This is a genomic window from Chryseobacterium sp. CBTAP 102, assembly GCF_003201365.1.
Taxonomy (GTDB): Bacteria; Bacteroidota; Bacteroidia; order Flavobacteriales; family Weeksellaceae; genus Chryseobacterium; species Chryseobacterium candidae.
In genome coordinates this window covers 1-17,762 of record NZ_QICX01000015.1, presented here as the reverse complement: position 1 = coordinate 17,762, position 17,762 = coordinate 1, and the positions used below count along the sequence as shown (strand labels likewise).

Annotated in this window: 15 protein-coding genes; 12 read left to right on the top strand and 3 right to left on the bottom strand. The window is 34.7% G+C overall.

Annotated features, from left to right (window positions below; translation table 11 throughout):
• The first annotated feature begins 77 nt into the window (after nt 1–77).
• Entirely contained in the window at nt 78–923 is an 846-nt protein-coding gene (locus C8D70_RS17600) for a hypothetical protein (RefSeq protein ID WP_110368171.1), read from the top strand.
• A gap of 134 nt (nt 924–1,057) precedes the next feature.
• On the opposite strand, the gene C8D70_RS17595 is transcribed toward C8D70_RS17600, so the two are convergent.
• Nucleotides 1,058–1,669 carry a response regulator gene (locus tag C8D70_RS17595; protein WP_076594449.1) on the bottom strand — a complete coding sequence of 204 codons (612 nt, stop codon included), beginning with the start codon at nt 1,667–1,669 and terminating at the stop codon, nt 1,058–1,060.
• Between the two features lie 5 nt (nt 1,670–1,674).
• Nucleotides 1,675–4,599, bottom strand: coding sequence for an ATP-binding protein (locus tag C8D70_RS17590; RefSeq protein WP_181416154.1), 2,925 nt, complete (start codon nt 4,597–4,599; stop codon nt 1,675–1,677).
• A gap of 752 nt (nt 4,600–5,351) precedes the next feature.
• Here C8D70_RS17590 and C8D70_RS17580 point away from each other — a divergent pair.
• The 9 genes from C8D70_RS17580 (at nt 5,352) to C8D70_RS17540 (ending at nt 13,989) form a co-directional block, all read left to right on the top strand.
• Complete coding sequence (locus C8D70_RS17580) at nt 5,352–5,771, top strand: response regulator transcription factor (RefSeq protein ID WP_228408060.1); 420 nt, start codon at nt 5,352–5,354, stop codon at nt 5,769–5,771.
• A gap of 93 nt (nt 5,772–5,864) precedes the next feature.
• Complete coding sequence (locus tag C8D70_RS17575; protein ID WP_110368169.1) at nt 5,865–6,221, top strand: helix-turn-helix domain-containing protein; 357 nt, start codon at nt 5,865–5,867, stop codon at nt 6,219–6,221.
• Nucleotides 6,222–6,647: 426 nt separating this feature from the next.
• Complete coding sequence (locus C8D70_RS17570; RefSeq protein WP_110368168.1) at nt 6,648–7,904, top strand: aminotransferase class I/II-fold pyridoxal phosphate-dependent enzyme; 1,257 nt, start codon at nt 6,648–6,650, stop codon at nt 7,902–7,904.
• 5 nt (nt 7,905–7,909) lie between these two features.
• Nucleotides 7,910–8,542, top strand: coding sequence for a TetR/AcrR family transcriptional regulator (locus C8D70_RS17565; protein WP_047375406.1), 633 nt, complete (start codon nt 7,910–7,912; stop codon nt 8,540–8,542).
• Between the two features lie 97 nt (nt 8,543–8,639).
• On the top strand, nt 8,640–9,725 hold the full coding sequence (gene dnaX / locus C8D70_RS17560; protein WP_076594454.1) for a DNA polymerase III subunit gamma/tau: 1,086 nt from the start codon (nt 8,640–8,642) through the stop codon (nt 9,723–9,725).
• A 38-nt stretch (nt 9,726–9,763) separates the two neighbouring features.
• Nucleotides 9,764–10,327 carry a hypothetical protein gene (locus C8D70_RS21130; protein ID WP_228408059.1) on the top strand — a complete coding sequence of 188 codons (564 nt, stop codon included), beginning with the start codon at nt 9,764–9,766 and terminating at the stop codon, nt 10,325–10,327.
• A 401-nt stretch (nt 10,328–10,728) separates the two neighbouring features.
• On the top strand, nt 10,729–11,811 hold the full coding sequence (locus C8D70_RS17550) for a chorismate mutase (RefSeq protein WP_076594455.1): 1,083 nt from the start codon (nt 10,729–10,731) through the stop codon (nt 11,809–11,811).
• Between the two features lie 180 nt (nt 11,812–11,991).
• Nucleotides 11,992–12,918 carry a ribosome small subunit-dependent GTPase A gene (rsgA, locus tag C8D70_RS17545; protein ID WP_110368167.1) on the top strand — a complete coding sequence of 309 codons (927 nt, stop codon included), beginning with the start codon at nt 11,992–11,994 and terminating at the stop codon, nt 12,916–12,918.
• Nucleotides 12,919–13,572: 654 nt separating this feature from the next.
• Nucleotides 13,573–13,989 carry a nucleoside-diphosphate kinase gene (locus tag C8D70_RS17540; protein ID WP_034687444.1) on the top strand — a complete coding sequence of 139 codons (417 nt, stop codon included), beginning with the start codon at nt 13,573–13,575 and terminating at the stop codon, nt 13,987–13,989.
• A gap of 75 nt (nt 13,990–14,064) precedes the next feature.
• Here the strand turns inward: C8D70_RS17540 and C8D70_RS17535 are convergent, their stop codons facing one another.
• Nucleotides 14,065–15,912: an alpha-L-fucosidase gene (locus tag C8D70_RS17535; RefSeq protein ID WP_110368166.1), complete on the bottom strand. Its 1,848-nt coding sequence runs from the start codon at nt 15,910–15,912 to the stop codon at nt 14,065–14,067.
• 143 nt (nt 15,913–16,055) lie between these two features.
• Here C8D70_RS17535 and C8D70_RS17530 point away from each other — a divergent pair, with 143 nt between their 5' ends.
• Nucleotides 16,056–16,277, top strand: coding sequence for a hypothetical protein (locus C8D70_RS17530; protein ID WP_076594458.1), 222 nt, complete (start codon nt 16,056–16,058; stop codon nt 16,275–16,277).
• A 15-nt stretch (nt 16,278–16,292) separates the two neighbouring features.
• On the top strand, nt 16,293–17,378 hold the full coding sequence (locus C8D70_RS17525; RefSeq protein WP_181416153.1) for a DUF692 family multinuclear iron-containing protein: 1,086 nt from the start codon (nt 16,293–16,295) through the stop codon (nt 17,376–17,378).
• Nucleotides 17,379–17,762 lie beyond the last annotated feature (384 nt).

Below are 17,762 nucleotides of genomic sequence, written 5' to 3'. Positions count from 1 at the left end.
TGATGATAGATTAATTGGTCTGCATGATTTATTCAATTCTTAAATAAATCAAATAATTTTTAAACAAATATACTAAAATGAAAAAAATAAAATTACCTTTTGCCAGCATAATGATGTGTTTTTCAGCAGCTGTATTTTCCCAGGTAGGGATTAATACAGACTCTCCTAAAGTAACGCTACATGTAGAGGGGAAACCAGATGTTGCTACTGCGGCAGACGGAGTGATTGCTCCAAGAATGACAGGAGATCAGTTAAGAGCTAAAGATAATGTGTATCTGGCAGATCAGACCGGAGCGTTGGTCTATGTAACGCAGGCTGTAACTGCCCCTTCTGTAAAAACAGCAAAAGTAGATAAAGCCGGCTATTATATGTTCAACGGGACTACCTGGAAGTTTGCTTTCGGAGGAAAAGATGACGACATTACCATTGGAGACCTGATCTACTATCATGGAAGTATTCCTGCAGGCCCTTCCGGAGCCAGCACATTAGCCAGTACCTATCTTACTGATCTTCCTGTTCTGGGAGGTTTCCTGAGACTTGATGCCCAATTTAACAGCAGTTCAGCAGGAACAGGAGCGGCTACCACTTTTAATCCCAGACTTTATAATGTAGGAACTTCAGATGTGAAAATCTGGGTTTCGGAAATGTCTACCCATACCGGTGATTCTGACAACGGAAATATTAAATTATCACCGGGAGCTTACAGGCAGTTTGATGATGGAGTTTATCTTACTCAGACTCATAATGAGACCGTAACATTTGATATTACAATACAAGAGCCGGAACCAAGATGGTACAGAGTGTATTATGCATTTCGTGTAGACAATAAATCTGCAGCGGGAAGCAGCGATGCTACCACCACAGATTCCAATACTTCTGATAACACAAGGGAGCTGTTTCTCTCTGTACAGAGGCTGTACTAATAAGTTGTCCGAAGATTCTAAAAATGCAGTGATTATATAAAACTATATAAAATCAAAGGGTTAGCTGTTTAAAAATCTAATGAGATTTGTGTTTTTTCCGGGGCTGGAATGATAAGAAATTCAGCCCCATTTTCTTAATGCATCATTTCATAGACTTTAATCAGCTCTGCAATATTTCCGACATTAAGCTTTTGAAAAATTCTTTTTTTATAAGTGCTTACCGTAGACATCTGAATATTAAGCCTGTTGGCAATTTCCAGATTGCCGTTGCCGTCTGCCAGAAGTTTGAAAATTTCGTATTCTCTGGACGATAACTTTTCTACGGGATTATCTCTTTTGTTTTGAATAATAAGGCCAATCAGTTCTGCAGGGTAGAAATATCCCTTCTCAATTACTGTTTTCACAGCGTTCTTAATTTCTTCTTCACTACTTTGTTTATTCAGATAGCCTTCAGCACCTTCTCTGATATATTGAATCGCAACATCTTTGTCATATCCTGAGAATATAAGAATTTTAAGGTCATTCTGTATATCTTTAAGCTCCGGAACCATCTTCTTATACTGAGTTCCCGGCATATCAATATCTAAAATAATAAGGTCATACCGTTGATCTTCCAGCTTCTTTTTCACCTGTTCATAATTTTCCGCAAAATCTATATTCAGTAACGGATAAGCTGTTTCAAGAACCAAAGAGGTTCCCGCCCTTACCACATAATGATCATCAGCGATTAGAATTCTTTCATTCATAAAGATTAGTTTTTATTGAGTGTTATTTCCACAATTGTTCCTTTAGGTTGGTTTTGTCTGAAGTTCATTTCAGCATTGATCTTTTTTACCAGATGGATAACCATATGCAGACCCAATCCTTTTCCTTTAAAACTAGGTGTTTCCAATGTAGGATTTCTGAACAGGTTCATGTAAACAGAAATCTGCTCTTCAGACATCCCTGTTCCTGTATCAGTAATTATTATTGTGGTTTTTTGTAAATTTTCTGTAACCGTAAGGGTTATATTTCCTTCAAAGGTATTTTTTACAGCATTATCAAGAATATTATGAATAATGGCTGTTAAAATACTTTCATTTACTTTAGAATATACGATTTCTTTGGTAAGATTGGTAATGACAGTCCCTTTTTCTTTTGCAATTTCACAGAATAATTTATTCTTGATTTCCAGAATTCTGTTGATTGGATATTCATTTTCTTCAAAAATATTTTCAGCTTTATAAAGTTCAGTATATTCTTTCAAATTCAGGGTAAACTGATACAGCTGTTCGGAAGATTTATAAATACTGTCAAAGTATTTTTTCTGAAGCTCCACATCATCAGATTCATGAAGTTTCTGAGAAAGCATAGCAATAAATCTGATCGGAGTGGTGATATCGTGGCTGATGGTTTCCACCAGTTTTTTCTGATATTCGGTTTCTTTTTGCAGGTTGTTTTTAACAACCTCCAGGTGAAGTGAGGTTTCTCTCAGTTCAGAATTTTTATTATGAACAATCTGTTTTAAAGCTTTATTTTTTATTCTTAGAAAGTTGGTGGTTAACTGAACGATGATGATAATCAAAATAAGAATAACAATGGAAGCAGATACTCTGAATAACAAGGTCTGATAGAAAAGTGGCTGAATTTTGAAGCGTACAGTCTTTTCTTCATATCTTCCATCTGCAGAAATCAATACCCTTACACTCAGAGTATAATCACCGGGAGAAAGGTTGCTGATCGTGTATTTTAATTCTTTTCCTGTTGCAATCTTTTCCCATTCAGTATTTTCTTTTCCTGATATCTTTGCTTCAATATAAAGATTTTCAGGATTGGAAAAATAAGGAATATCAATAAAGATATCTGCAGTTTTGTAATTATTTTTCAAATTAAGAATCTGGTGAAAATACTGAGGCTCAGAATTTCCTATTTTTACCCGTTCAATGTAAATCTTATTTCTTCCCGGATAATAAGTCTGAATACTTTCCGGGTTAAAAAACACAAAACCGTCCATTGAAGGAAATACAAAATCCCCATTCTCAAGAGCGTAGGCATTGGGTTCTGAACTTCCATTAAATTCATTGGTCAGGAAGCCGTCTTTTTTAGTGAAGCGATAATAAAAAACCGCAGTTTTTTTGTTTTCTGCATACTGTAGCAATTGTTTTTTAGAGACCTTAAACATCCCATTATTTGAAGAAATCCAATAATATCCCTTTTGGTCTTCAAGAATATAATGAGCCGACTGGAGATAGTCATTGATGTCGTTGGGCATCTTGATAAGTTGGTGATTCCTGAAAAGATAAAATCCGTCTTTGTTGGTAGTAATCCATATCAGATTATCCTTTGTTCTGATAATACTTTTGACATTGATGTTTTTAATTAATGGAGTTATAGTATTGCTTGCCAATGCTATGGAATAAAGTCCGTCACTGTTTCCTGTCAGAATTTCATTCTCATTGTATTGATAAAAAGTATTGATAAAACTTTTAAAAGTATAGGTGAAATCCGGTTGGCTAAATATATCTTTTCTGTAAAGATGAAGCTTTGTTCCTGAAAGATCTGTAAAGGTTGTTCCATAAAGGTTTCCGCTTTTCATAAATGTTTCGAGTCCTTTTTTTACAAAAGATGAATCCTTCTTTTTATATCCAGAATTTTTATAAAACCTGATAATACGGTTTCGTTTCCTGATCAGAATGTTTCCGGAATTATCATACATCATCACATAGTTGTCATTGTTTCCGAAAAAATGGTTGTTTACAATCCCATTTCTTCCGAATTCTGTACCATCCTCAGCAATAATTGTATTTTGACTGAAAGGGAGAGATGCAAAATATACATTACTTGAGAAATCAGCATTTTTCCTTGAAACATTGAAATTGGAAAGTTGAAGTACGTTCAGTCCGTTATTGAGAGTTCCCAGATACAATTTATTGAAACTCTCATCATAATACATAGAGCAATAAGAGTGATTGCCGATTTCTTCAAAATTGACAAGAAATTTCAAACGGAGATCCTTTTCATCTCCTTCCAAAAGGTAAATATTATCATGGTTGATAATAAATGTCTGATTGGTAATCTGTTGCCAATATATTTTAGTGTCTGGGTGATTAAAAAGTGTAGGTTGATCAGAAACAGAAAGACGTCCCTTGTAGATGGAGTAGGTTTTTCTTTTTTTCAGATCATTGATGAACAGGTGATTATTCAGTACAAAAATATAATTCAGATCTTCATTGGTAAAAGGAAGGACAATTTTTATTTCCTTTTTTCCTTCCTTATAGATGATGGCATTCTTTTCTGTAAAATGATAAACAGAATTTTTAAGCTGAATAAAATATTGGATGTCATTATAGAAATCCGAGGTAATGATATTATTGGCAATGCGGTGGAGAATATCATTACCGCTGCAGTAGGTCATTTTATCACCGGCAGTAAGATCTGCCAGTTTGGGAAACCTGTTTTTAATAATAATTTTATTTTTCTGGAAATTATTAAGAACTGTTATGCTGTCAAGACACGGATCTCCTATAAATTCACCAAAATGTAGATTATTTACCTTGAAGTTATTAAAGGTAATAAATGAACTTCCGTCAAACCGTACGAGTCCGTTTTCAGTAGAAATCCAAATGAAGCCATATTTGTCTTTTACAATGGCCTTTGCACTGCTTTGCGGCAGTCCGTTGTCTATGTTGTACCACATAGAGGTGTAGTGCTGCCCGGAAATATTTAGATAAATACAAGCAAAAATAAATACCCAAACTCTCATATATGTGCAAAACTGATCTATATCTGCTGCTAATGCAGAAGACGGTTAATAATAGTATTTGTACAAGTCAATGTTTTTTTTAAGGGTAGGAACGATTGAGAATAAATTTTTATCATTGAAGTTTTCTGGTCTTTTGTGTTTTATATTTTTTGATCGTGTAAAAATAGTGAAATTATGGAGATAAATTGGTATTGAGTATCCTGTTTTCTGTAAGTTTTATCATGTATTGCAGACAATAAGAGATTCAAAATTTTTTTCAATCTTGTCGTATTTCAATAATATGTGATAAATTTATGCCGTATTCATTGTAAGTTTTCGTCTAAAGATCTTAGTATTGTACTGGATTTGTGGCTTTTTTTAGAATTTTATGAACAAAAATTATTGTTGTGTTTGAATAATTTTATCAATTTTTGATTAACAGTTGAAGTTTTGTTTAAATGATTTTGTAGTAAAAATTCGACAAAAAAAAGACGGTTTATTCTACATGATAGCTTTGTCAGGGCTTATGGATATTCATATTTTTGCAAAAATATTCTCGCAGCAATTAAGAAGATTTATTGTCAAAATAATGATTCTAAGAACACAAACGGTTTTTATCTCAAAAACAAAAGAGACTGTACAAAAGTAAACAGTCTCTTTTTTGTTATTAAACACTCAGGATATCTTTTTAATCAAAAAAAGATACATTGGAAACGCAGGAACGGACGGGATATAGTGTCGTTTCAAAAATCAGAATGAAAGATAAAAATCATGCATACAGATGGGTAAAACATCATATGTTTTATATTTATTCACCTGATAACGGACGATTGAGGTTTGCTCTCTGTCTTTATCATATGGCTCTGATTTCATCTAATGTTCCCGATTTCATGATTGTTAATATAATAAAAGGGAAAGTGGTGGTGAAAAATAAACTTGATTATAAGAATATTTTAAGCCCAGGAGAACTGGAAGTTTTAAAATTTTTAGGAGAGGGATATGCCAGTAAAGAAATTGCAGGTCTTCTTTCTATAAGCATCAATACCGTAAACAGGCGCCGTCAGAATATCCTGGAAAAGTTGAAAGTGAAAAATTCTACCCAGGCTTTTAAAGATAGTTTTTTTTAAATATTCAGCTTGAAACATCCGAAAAGTTTACCATATTATTTTGTATCTTATATTTAATTTTATATCTTGAATACACATTAGCAAGAACCATACATGATGAAAAGAAGTGAAGAAATTACCCATCAGTATTTTACCTTTTTAGACCAACATATCCATGAGGTTATTTCGGGAACAGCCCCTGAATTTCTGGAACTGAATGAAATTGCCGGAAAACTTGCTGTCTCTCACAAACATCTTACCGATACCATTAAAAAAGAAACCGGAAAGCATCCCTGTTTTTTTTATGATGAAAAAATTATCGGGGAAGCCAAACATATGCTTATTGTTACGGATAAATCTGTAGCAGAAATTGCCCGTATTTTTACTTACGATCCATCCAATTTTTCAAAATTTTTCAAAAAAATGACTGGTTACACTCCTGGAAAATTCAGAGATTCCCATACCGTCTGAACTGACTGTTTTTATTCTTTAAAATTCCTGCCACAGGAGTTTCGATGCCCTTTTCGTCTCTGGGTAGGGATTTAATCGTGCTGAATTCCTGCTGTAAAAGGCAATTTAGTGAATTATAATGTTAAAATTACCGGAAAATAATCTTTTATAAATGAGATGGTTGTGAAAAATAACTGTCTTTTTTTATTATTTATTTATTAATATTTCTTTATTGTTTACTTTTTTTATTAAATTTAGGTAAGAAAAAACTAATTAATTCAAAAAGATAAATGTTAAAAAGAAACATGTATATACAATTGAGTTTGGTTTCCAGAGTATAAGAATAAATTATTGTGTCTTTAATAATATTTAATCTTAGTAAGGGAGCTTAACCCCTTTAAATAGTTATATATTTGTTTTTTAAAACCACAACAAACAAGATTAAGGATGAGCATCAATTTCACAACAGCAACTATCAAAGACTTTGAGAATATACCAGACAATAATATGGCTCAAAGGGCTGAAATTTTTTATGAATATTTAGACTATGTAAAGTCTAATGGACACATGAATTACCGACTGAAGAATACTTCAGGAACCAATGCAATACTGAATGTAAATATTGCAAACCATAACAGAGAATTTGTTAGTTTTGTATCAAGTGATTATTTGGGATTTACACAGCACCCGAAAGTAAAACAAGCTGCCATTGAGGGAATAGAAAAATATGGTACCGGTACTGGGGCAACCCCTCTTATCGGCGGTTATTTTGATTACCACAATGCGTTAGAAAAGAAAATTTCAGGTTTCTTTAAAAGAACAGAAGATGAAGCCGTAGTATTTACAACAGGTTATACTGCTAATAGTGCGAGTTTACAATGTTTAATGCAAAAGGAAGATCTGGCTATTTTAGATATGGCTGTACATGCCAGCGTGCACGAAGGATGTGCTTTTACTAATAAAAAAACATTTCCGCACAATAATTTGGAATCTTTGGAACACATTTTGAAGGTATCTGAAAATCTGTACCGTACGAAACTCGTTATTGTGGATGGAGTGTATTCCCAGGATGGTGATACCTCCCGTATTAATGAGATCTATGACCTTGTGAAAAAGTATAATGCCTTTCTGATGGTAGACGACGTACATGGGGTCGGCATCCTTGGAGAAACCGGAAGAGGTACTTTGGAACAGGCTGGTTTATTGGATAAAGTAGACATCATCACAGGTACATTCAGCAAAACATTCGGAAACCTTGGAGGATATGTCATTGCAGATAAAAAAATAGCTGCATTCATCAGATTCCATTCACGACAGCAGATCTTCTCAGCTACAGCTCCACCATCATCCGCAGGAATTGTTAAAGCCATTGATTTAATTGACGAAGAACCTATCTGGAGAGAAAAACTCTGGGATAACATCAATTATTTCAAAAAAGGACTTGACGATTTAGGATTAGATACCGGTGTTACCTGCTCTGCCATTATCCCCGTAAAAATTGGAGATCCCTATGTAACAGGAGAAGCCGGAAAACTACTAATAGAAAAAGGAATCTATACCAATCCGATTCTTTATCCGGCTGTACCAAGAAAAGATGCGCGTATCAGGATGAGTGTAACGGCAAGGCACGAAAAAGAACATCTCGACAAAACGCTTAATGCGTTTGATGATATAAATAAAAAATTGCATATTGCGAAAAAATAATAATTATGCCTAGAAAAGTAGTGCAGGGCCCCATTAGGGACAAAGAAAAAACAAAACAGAAACTGCTTGCTGCAGTTGGTAAAATTTTAAGAGTAAAAGGATACTCCGGACTGAAAGTAAGTAAAATTGCCGCAGTAGCCGGATTTGATAAAAAATTAATCTATGAGTACTTTGGAAGTACTGATAAGCTGATTGATGAGTATATCAAATCTCAGGATTACTGGAGCCAGGTCAACCAGGATGTTGATATGGATTTCTCTGATGGTGGACACGAACTTACCAAAATGGTGGTACTTAATCAGTTCGAAAACCTGAAGAAAAATAAAGAACTTCAGAAAATTATCCTTTGGGAGCTTTCAGAAAGTAAGCCTATTCTTAAGAAACTGGTTGAGCAGCGTGAAGAAGTAGGAGAAGTCTTATTTGGAAACATCTCAGATCCTTATTTCGGAGAAGGGGTAGCAACAAGGCATAGAGCAATTATGGCTTTAATAGTTTCCGGTGCTTACTATCTTAATCTTTATACAGGATACAACGCCAATAAGTTCTGCGGTATTGACCTGAAGACCGAAGAAGGAAGAAAAGAGATTGAAGGCGCTATTGTTGAGTTGATCGACTTTGCATACAGCAAAAAAAAGTAGAAATTAAAAGTTTTCCGATTTGAGCAAAAATACGTTTTTGTTGATATTTGAAAACTTTTAATTTTCAAATTAAAACTATATTTCTTACTTTTGGCCAATGGAAAATTTTATAGTATCTGCAAGAAAATATCGTCCTCAGGAGTTTGATACGGTTGTAGGGCAATCCCATATTACGGATACTTTAGAACATGCAATTGAAGAAAGCCAATTAGCTCAGGCATTGCTTTTTTGCGGTCCTCGTGGTGTGGGTAAAACTACTTGCGCAAGAATTCTGGCAAGAAAGATCAATGAGAAAGATGGCTCGGTTTCAGAAGATGGCTTTGCTTATAATATCTATGAGCTGGATGCAGCATCCAATAACTCTGTAGATGATATCAGAGAACTTATAGATCAGGTACGTTTTGCACCTCAGGTGGGTAAATACAAAGTATATATCATAGATGAGGTTCATATGCTGTCTTCTGCCGCTTTCAATGCTTTCCTTAAAACGCTGGAAGAGCCGCCTGCTCATGCCATTTTTATTTTGGCTACTACGGAAAAACATAAAATTATACCAACAATTTTATCCCGCTGTCAGATCTATGACTTCAAAAGAATTGTCATTGAAGACATTCAGAATCATCTGAGAAACATAGCCCAAAAAGAAAATATCCGGTATGAAGATGATGCATTGTATCTGATTGCTCAGAAAGCCGACGGCGCATTAAGAGATGCACTTTCCATCTTCGACAGACTTTCTACTTTCTCCCAGAAAAATATTACACTGGCCAAAGCCGCCGAGGTATTGAATATTCTGGATTATGATCAATATCTCAATATCGTGGATCTCGCCAGGGAAAATAAAATTCCTGAAGTGCTTTTCGCATTTAATGAAATTGTAAAAAAAGGTTTTGATCCTCATATTTTTATTGCCGGATTAGGAAATCATTTCAGAGATCTGATGATGGCACAGAATGCTTCCACAATGGAACTCATAGAAGTAGGAGAGAAAACCAAGGCCAGATTTGTAGAGCAGGGACAGAAATGGGCCGCCCAGCAGCTTATTGATGGTATTGAAATCTGCAATCATGCAGATATTAATTATAAAAATTCCAAAAACCCTAGACTTACGGTTGAAATTGCATTAATGCAGCTGGCTTCACTGACAGCTAATTTAGGCGATACTAAAAAAAAAAATTCCTGATACTAGCTCCGTTTCTCAGTGAGAAACAGGAGGTGAAGATGCCGGAAAAAACTCCGGAGAAGAAAGACGTTAAAGCAGAACAACAATCTGCTGCTTCTCAGGAAGTTCAGGCAAAAACAACCAAACCATTATCAAGACAAGGAATTTCTTCTGGTTTTAGTATCAGTTCTTTCCTGAATAAGGAGGATAAAGTTGAAACAGCAGAGAATGTTGTGGTGAAAACTGAAAACCTTCCCCAAAACCATTTTACAGATACTGATCTGCAGATGGAATGGAAAATTATGCTTAAACAGCTCCAGGTAAAAAATAACTTTGTTTTCAATGCAGTAAAAACCTTCAAGCTGGAAAAAGCCGGAGAGCATAAAATCAAAGTTTTATTCCCTTCAGATTCTGCAAAAGTAGAATTTGATAAAATAAGTGGAGAATTTTTTAATCATTTTAAAAGAAAAATTCAGAATCATATTATTGAAGTAGAATACTTCAGAGACGTTGATAATCTGAAGATTGAGGTAGTGACGAAGAGAAAACTATTTGAAAAATTTATAGAAAAAAATCCGCTTTTGAAAGATCTTGATGATTTAATGAAGTTTGATTTGACATAATTTTTATATATTTGTCAAATATTTCTGTCAGAAATAAGTTTTTGACAAAAACAAATTACAACCAGAAACGCTGAAACAAGACATTTCCAGAATAGAATGGAAAAATTGATTAACACATATCAGTCTTTTTTTGCACCCGCTAATTACTTTTTTAGCGGTTATTTTAGTTTTTCTGCTTCTTATTATAGAAATTTCAGAACGTATTACCGATTTTATTGGTACTGTTAACTGAATTTCTTTCCAAAAAATACAGGAGAAGTAGAGCCCTATTATTTTCCTGATTCCTTTAAACAGTTTTGAACGGCATTTTTTGAAAAGAATTATAAATTAAATTTTATAATCCAAAGGGCTATTGCTGTCAATGAATAAATAATATAAAAAAACAACAAAAATTTAGAATAATGAATTTAAATGATTTAAAAAATGAGTGGATCGATGGGCTTACACAGCCTCTAATGATTGCAGGACCATGTAGTGCGGAAAGTGAAGCTCAAATGCTTGAAACGGCCAGGAGAATTAAGGAATCCAATGCTAATGTATCCGTTTTCCGTGCAGGAATCTGGAAGCCCCGTACCAAACCAAACGGTTTTGAAGGAGTAGGAGTGATTGGTTTAAACTGGCTGAAAAAAGTAAAAGAAGAGTATGGTTTTAAAACAGCAACTGAAGTAGCCAACGCACACCACGTGTTTGCAGCTCTGGAAGCAGATGTAGATGTTCTTTGGATTGGAGCACGTTCTACAGTGAACCCTTTTACAGTACAGGAAATAGCAATGGCTTTAAGAGGAACAGATAAGCCTGTGTTTGTGAAAAACCCTGTGAATCCGGATCTAGCATTATGGATCGGAGCTTTGGAGAGACTTTTAGGACAGGATATAAAAAACCTGGGCGTAATCCACAGAGGGTTTTCAACATACCAGAAAACAAAATACAGAAATAACCCGAACTGGCAGATTGCCCTTGATTTCAAGAGCCAGTTTCCCAACATTCCAATGTTAATCGACCCTTCTCACATCTGCGGAAACAGAACAGGTCTTGCGGATATCACCCAGGAAGCACTTAACGTAGGATACCAGGGAGCAATCATTGAATCACACTGTAATCCTGATGAAGCGTGGAGCGATGCTTCCCAGCAGATTACTCCTGAAGTTCTTGCAGAGCTTATCGGAAATCTGAAAGTGAGAAGCTCTAATCTTGCAGGTTTTGAAGGAGAGATGGGAAGACACAGAACTTTGATCTCTGATCTTGATTTCCAGTTAATTGAACTTCTTTCTCAAAGAATGAAAATTTCTGAAAAGATCGGTAAGCTTAAAAAAGAAAATGACATTGCGATCTTCCAGCCTGAACGTTGGAAAGTAATCACAGAATACGCTACTCAAAAAGCAAAAGAAACAGGAATGTCTCAGGAATTCATTGAAAAAGTATTCAAAGCTATTCACGAAGAGTCTATTGAAGTTCAGAATAATATTATGATCGACAAAAGATAAATTGCAGCGCGTTTTAAAGATTGGGATTTTGATTTAATTCCTGAAAATTAAAACCAAAATTTTAGAAAAAATACAAATTAGGGCTTATGCATTGGTATTTAGGGCAATTGAAACATGTGTTTTTAAACCTATTTCCTGAATGCTAAGCCCTAATTGCGTATATTTGCACCAGCATTATCTATGAAAGGAAAAATCATTAAATCTACAGGCAGTTGGTACCAGGTTTTGGAATTGGAAACTAATAAAATTTTCGAGGCCAGAATCCGGGGAAAATTCAAATTGATAAAAACCAGGCTTACCAATCCACTTGCTGTAGGAGATTTTGTTGAGTTTCAACTGGAACAGGATGATATCGCATGGATCACAAAAATTGAACCGCGCTCCAATTATCTTATCAGAAAATCAGTAAACCTTTCAAAAGAAGCCCATATTATTGCGTCCAATATTGATTTGGCTTGCTTTATCTTTACCCTGAAACATCCTGAAACATCATTAGGATTTCTGGACAGGTTTCTGGCATGTTGTGAAGCTTATAATATTACTCCACTCATTCTTTTTAATAAGATCGATGTTTTACACGAAGAAGAAATTGAAATTGTAAAGGACATTGAATTCCTATACCAGGAAATTGGATATAATACTTTGGAAATTTCGTCCTATTCAAAATTGAATCTGGATCAGCTTCAGGAGATTCTTAAAGATAAAACCTCTGTATTCTTCGGTCACTCAGGCTGTGGAAAATCTACATTGGTGAATGCTCTGCAGCCAGGACTGAATTTAAAAACATCTGAAATTTCAGACACTCACCTGAAAGGAAAGCACACAACAACTTTTGCACAGATGCACTTTTGGCATTTTGGCGGAAACGTTATTGATACTCCCGGCGTTCGTGAATTTGCAATGATTGATATTGAAAAAGAAGAAGTACAGCATTACTTTCCCGAGATTTTCAAGAAGAGAGAAGAGTGCAAGTTTCACAATTGTCTTCACATCAATGAACCGAAATGTGCCGTTATTGATGCTCTTGAGACAGGGGAGATTCAGCATTCCCGCTACGCTACTTATATTAAACTGATGGATGAGGCAGAAGAAGCTTCTCAAAAATAATCAATAAAATCTTTTATTTTAACCGTTACAGACTGATTAGATAAATGACGAACTTCCTCTGGCTGCAGAAATGATTTTGATGTATTCGTTATAAATAAAATATACAGAGACTCTCATTGGATGGTCTCTTTTTTTGTTTTAAAAATTATTTTACTGAAATAAACCCTTGTTAAGATTTCAAACCTTCTTGCTTTTAAAGGATATTATTTACTGCGAATATTTTTTTATTTAAGACCAAAAAATATTCGTTTTTAAATAACTCTACTTTTCAGGTTTACAATTTTGGCAGATAACTCCACTTTTGTCATATTTTTGCCAATTCTGAAATTGTATTTTCAAAAAATGAAATTATTTTGCTAATTGAAATAAAATGTAGAAAATCATTAAATATAATCCGATTTTAGATATAAAATTAAATAATTAATAAAAAAAAACTACTATTTTTTGAAAATAAAAAACCCAGCCGAAGCTGGGTAAAAACTAATAACCATGAAAACTCAAATTAAACATGAGAATCGAAAAATAATAAACAATTACTGTGCCAAAGTTTGTGTTACAATTTCTTAATAAAAGTTATTTTTATGTTAAAAAAAAATTAAAATAAAAATAAAAGATATTTTTTGTAATTTTGCGCCATTAAAAAAATATACATTTATGTCTAACATTACATTCACTATGATTAAGCCTGATGCTGTTGCAGACGGACATATCGGTGCTATATTGGGTAAGATTGCTGAAGGAGGTTTTAAAATCAAAGCTTTAAAATTAACTCAGCTTACAGTTGCTGATGCAAAAAAATTCTATGAAGTACACGCTGAAAGACCATTTTATGGAGAATTAGTAGAATTCATGAGCTCTGGTCCTATCGTTGCAGCAGTTTTAGAAAAAGACAATGCAGTTGAAGACTTCAGAACATTAATCGGTGCTACTAACCCTGCAGAAGCTGCAGAAGGTACTATCAGAAAAATGTTTGCAAGAAGCATCGGAGAAAATGCGGTTCATGGTTCTGATTCTGATGAGAATGCATTAATCGAAGCTCAGTTTCATTTTTCAGGAAGAGAGATTTTCTAAGAAAATCATCTTACAAAATAAAAAATCCGGAGATTTCTCCGGATTTTGTTTTGATATGAATGGGTGTTTCATTTATTAAAGGTTGTTTTCAATAGCTCCCACATTTTCTCTGTAGAGTTCCATAGGTTTATTCAGTAAAACAGCAATGACAGTCATTTGTTTATCAAGTTTTTCCTTTGGAACATCAATATAAATAATTCCCGGTCTGTCGCTCCAGTACAGTTTATTGTAGATGGTATGAGGCAGCATAGTGCCTTCACCAACCACTCTTATTCTGGCAATCTCATTTTTTATTCCTTTCAGAGCAATAGGGCCGGTAGGCACTCCTTCCACAAAAAGATAAAGAGTCTGTTTGTCTTTTGACAGAGCGCTCATTCCTGAGTAATGACCAGCAGGAAGTCCTTTTCCTGTCTCAAATAAAGTTTCAGCATGTTTGCTTATCCATTCTGTGGTTTCTGGATTTGTTTTAGGTGTTTTTTTAATTTTCATGTCGAGACCATCATGGGTAAGACCTTTTTGCGTTAGTAAATTTTGATCATAGTTCAGAGCATTGGCGATATCATAGGCTGCTTCCCGGGTATTTTTGTTTTCCAGTATTTCGGAAAGAGGATGATCTTCTTTCTTAAAATCTTTCAGAAATGCAGGAGGTGTTTCAAAAGTAATTTCTGCCACGGTGACATCTTTGTCAAATTTTACATTGGAGAAATTCAGTGTCAGTGTTTTTTCAGCATTATAAGCCATTGTGATAACAGCAGATGGATCTCCCAGGATTTTTGCGGAAATAGGTTTTGTTGTCACTCCATAGATTTTTGTAAAGTTTTTGGCTTCTTCCAGATAAAGGAATAAAGATTTTTTGGAGATTGATAAAGAAGATTTTCCTTTATAATTGTCAAAAGGAATACCTCGGGTGGTTTCATAAATGGCATGCTGATTTTTGGAAGTCCATCGCCCCAGATTTTTAAGAATTTCAATTTGCTCTTCCGGAATGGTTCCGTCCGACCTGGGTCCTATATCAAGCAGAAGATTCCCTCCCATGCTGATCACATCTGCAAGTGTTCTTACAATCATGTTGGGTGTCTTATAATTTTTGTCAAAAGGCTGATATCCCCAGGAATCATTCATAGTGTAACAAAGCTCCCAGTATGGATTTTGTGGTGGGACAACAGGAATACCCTGTTCAGGAGTATCGTAATCTCCGTGATTGTTAAGCCTCGAATTAATGATGATATTGGAATTGTATTTCTTGAGTAAATCCAGGGTTTGAGAAGCTTTCCATTCTTCGGAAGTATGTTCCCAGTCTCCATCGAACCAAAGAAGATCCGGAGAATATTGTCTAGAAAGCTCATTAAGCTGATCCTGATAATAGCTTATAAAATTCTGCCAGCGTGCCGGATCACTTTTAAATTCGTAACGTTTTTTTGTCCGGGTATTGATATCATAATATGGATGAGTCCAATCCGGCAACGAAAAATAAAGTCCTGTTTTTAATCCTGATTTTTTCAGAGCTGAAACAAATGGGGTTAAAACATCCTTTTTTGCCAGAGCGTTTTGAGGGATGCTTGTCGCTTTTTCTGCTCTGGAGTTCCACAGTGAAACTCCGTCATGATGTTTTGTTGTAATGACAGCATATTTTGCTCCGGATTCCTTAATAAGATTTACCCATTGTTCGGGTTGGTATTTTGAAGCTGAAAAACCATTCAGCTGTTTCATGTAATTCTCGTGATTAATATAATTATTGAAGAAGGACCATGATTCGGATATTCCATTGACAGAGTAGATTCCCCAATGAATAAAAATACCCAGTTTTGCATTGTTGAACCATTCCATTTTTTTGCTGTTGTCCACTGCCTGAACCTGTGCGTCGATACTGTGTGCAGATAACATCAATCCAAGGAAAACAGCTTTAATCAGACTATTTTTCATATCCAGATTTATTTTAGCATTAAATATAGATAAAGAAATTATTATAGTATAAAATAGTTTCTGATAATTGTTATCAAAACGTTTCTTATTATTGTATTTTTATAAATGGAACGTTTATTGTAAAATTGATTTGAAAAGAAATTATGAAAATTCCAGCAATATTAATGGCAAGTTTATTAGCGGTGAGTGTATCTGCGCAGACTACTAAACCGGAAGGTAAAACAAAAAAGTCCGTTAAAAAAGCAAAGAAAGCCACTTCTACAGATACGGTTGAAAAGAAAAAACCAGGAACACCCAAGCCGGTTGTTAAAAAAGATACACTTGTGCTCCGTGGACATGGCTGCCCGGCTTGCGGAATGGGGTAGAAGATGAAAAAACCAATGTTAGGAGTATCAATGATGGCAGAAGCGGATTTTATTTCTGCTGTTTTGCCATTGTTGCAGAACAATTCCATCGACGTGATGGAGTGGTCTTTTGACACCCTTTATTATGCCAATGAACCGGATTGGCTTAGGGATCTGTTGAATTTTTACGCTGAAAATAACCGCTTGATAGGACATGGGGTTTACTACTCTTTATTTGATGCCAGGTGGACGGAAAGACAGGAAGAATGGCTGAAAAAACTAAAAGAAGAAGTTAATCTGCGGAAATACAATCATATCACGGAACATTTTGGTTTTATGAATACCGAAAATTTTCATCAGGGAGTACCGTTGCCGGTATCTTTACACCCCAAAACTTTACAAATAGGAAAAGACAGATTATACAGGCTGCAGGAAGCCGTAAATATTCCCGTGGGGATAGAAAATCTGGCATTTTCATTTTCCATTGATGATGTGAAAGAACAAGGTGTTTTTCTTGACAAGCTCACGGAAGGTACTAATGGATTTCTAATTCTTGATCTTCATAATATTTACTGTCAATCCTGTAATTTTGAATTAGAGATGCAGAAGATCATTGATTTGTACCCGCTGGATAAAGTTAAGGAAATTCATCTTTCGGGAGGAAGCTGGCAGGATAGTGTATATGGAAAAAAACAGGTGAGAAGAGATACTCATGATGATGTTATTCCTCGGGATATTCTTTTTGTACTGCCATCTGTACTTACACAATGCGAAAATCTTGAATATATAATCATTGAAAGACTCGGCAATACTTTAAAAACAGACGAAGAAAGAGATCACTTCCTGGATGATTTTAGTAAAGTTAAGACCATTATTGAAACTTCAGAGTTGAATGGGAAAGAAAAAAGTAACTGGAGCAAGATGAAAGTGGAACTTTCGGAGAAACCTTTGGAAGACCCGGTTTTATATGAAGAACAATCAAGGCTTACCCAACTTCTTTATGATAATGCAGATGTTGAAACCATTAAAGACCTGGATTTTTATTATTTTAAAACTGAAAGCTGGGATGCTGAAATGATTCTTACTGCCCAGAATATCATTAAAAAATGGAATCCCTATTAATTTCATTCTCTGGCGAAAAAAATCAAATGATATGAAAATGACAATATTGGTATTGATCATTACTGCTGCTGTTCTCACTGCTCTGACAGGATGATTTTCAGTCAGATGCGGGAGAGCTTTGAAAACAAATGGAATTTTCTGAATAATATCAGAACAGTCTTTTCAGTTATTTCTATCATTTTTGTGGTCTGTGCCTGTATCTGGAACAAAGAATTTTGAAAAATATGGTTTAATAGTCAAAAATAGTTGGCAAAATTCTTTGTAACGCCTATTGTTACTGATGTTACAGAAAGTTTATTGAATTTTGTTTCAATAAACTTTTTTTATGGCTGAAAATTCAAAAAAAATCGTTGTTGGGGTTGCAAAAGTTTGGATGTGATTTCC

Excerpts from the sequence above, each read along its gene's own strand:
- C8D70_RS17530 (WP_076594458.1), top strand. The coding sequence starts at position 16,056 with ATGAAAATTCCAGCAATATTAATGGCAAGTTTATTAGCGGTGAGTGTA.
- C8D70_RS17525 (WP_181416153.1), top strand. The coding sequence starts at position 16,293 with ATGTTAGGAGTATCAATGATGGCAGAAGCGGATTTTATTTCTGCTGTT.
- C8D70_RS17565 (WP_047375406.1), top strand. The coding sequence starts at position 7,910 with ATGCCTAGAAAAGTAGTGCAGGGCCCCATTAGGGACAAAGAAAAAACA.
- C8D70_RS21130 (WP_228408059.1), top strand. The coding sequence starts at position 9,764 with ATGCCGGAAAAAACTCCGGAGAAGAAAGACGTTAAAGCAGAACAACAA.
- dnaX (WP_076594454.1), top strand. The coding sequence starts at position 8,640 with ATGGAAAATTTTATAGTATCTGCAAGAAAATATCGTCCTCAGGAGTTT.
- C8D70_RS17540 (WP_034687444.1), top strand. The coding sequence starts at position 13,573 with ATGTCTAACATTACATTCACTATGATTAAGCCTGATGCTGTTGCAGAC.
- C8D70_RS17595 (WP_076594449.1), bottom strand. The coding sequence starts at position 1,669 with ATGAATGAAAGAATTCTAATCGCTGATGATCATTATGTGGTAAGGGCG.
- C8D70_RS17590 (WP_181416154.1), bottom strand. The coding sequence starts at position 4,599 with ATGTGGTACAACATAGACAACGGACTGCCGCAAAGCAGTGCAAAGGCC.
- C8D70_RS17550 (WP_076594455.1), top strand. The coding sequence starts at position 10,729 with ATGAATTTAAATGATTTAAAAAATGAGTGGATCGATGGGCTTACACAG.
- C8D70_RS17535 (WP_110368166.1), bottom strand. The coding sequence starts at position 15,912 with ATGAAAAATAGTCTGATTAAAGCTGTTTTCCTTGGATTGATGTTATCT.
- C8D70_RS17570 (WP_110368168.1), top strand. The coding sequence starts at position 6,648 with ATGAGCATCAATTTCACAACAGCAACTATCAAAGACTTTGAGAATATA.
- C8D70_RS17575 (WP_110368169.1), top strand. The coding sequence starts at position 5,865 with ATGATGAAAAGAAGTGAAGAAATTACCCATCAGTATTTTACCTTTTTA.
- rsgA (WP_110368167.1), top strand. The coding sequence starts at position 11,992 with ATGAAAGGAAAAATCATTAAATCTACAGGCAGTTGGTACCAGGTTTTG.
- C8D70_RS17600 (WP_110368171.1), top strand. The coding sequence starts at position 78 with ATGAAAAAAATAAAATTACCTTTTGCCAGCATAATGATGTGTTTTTCA.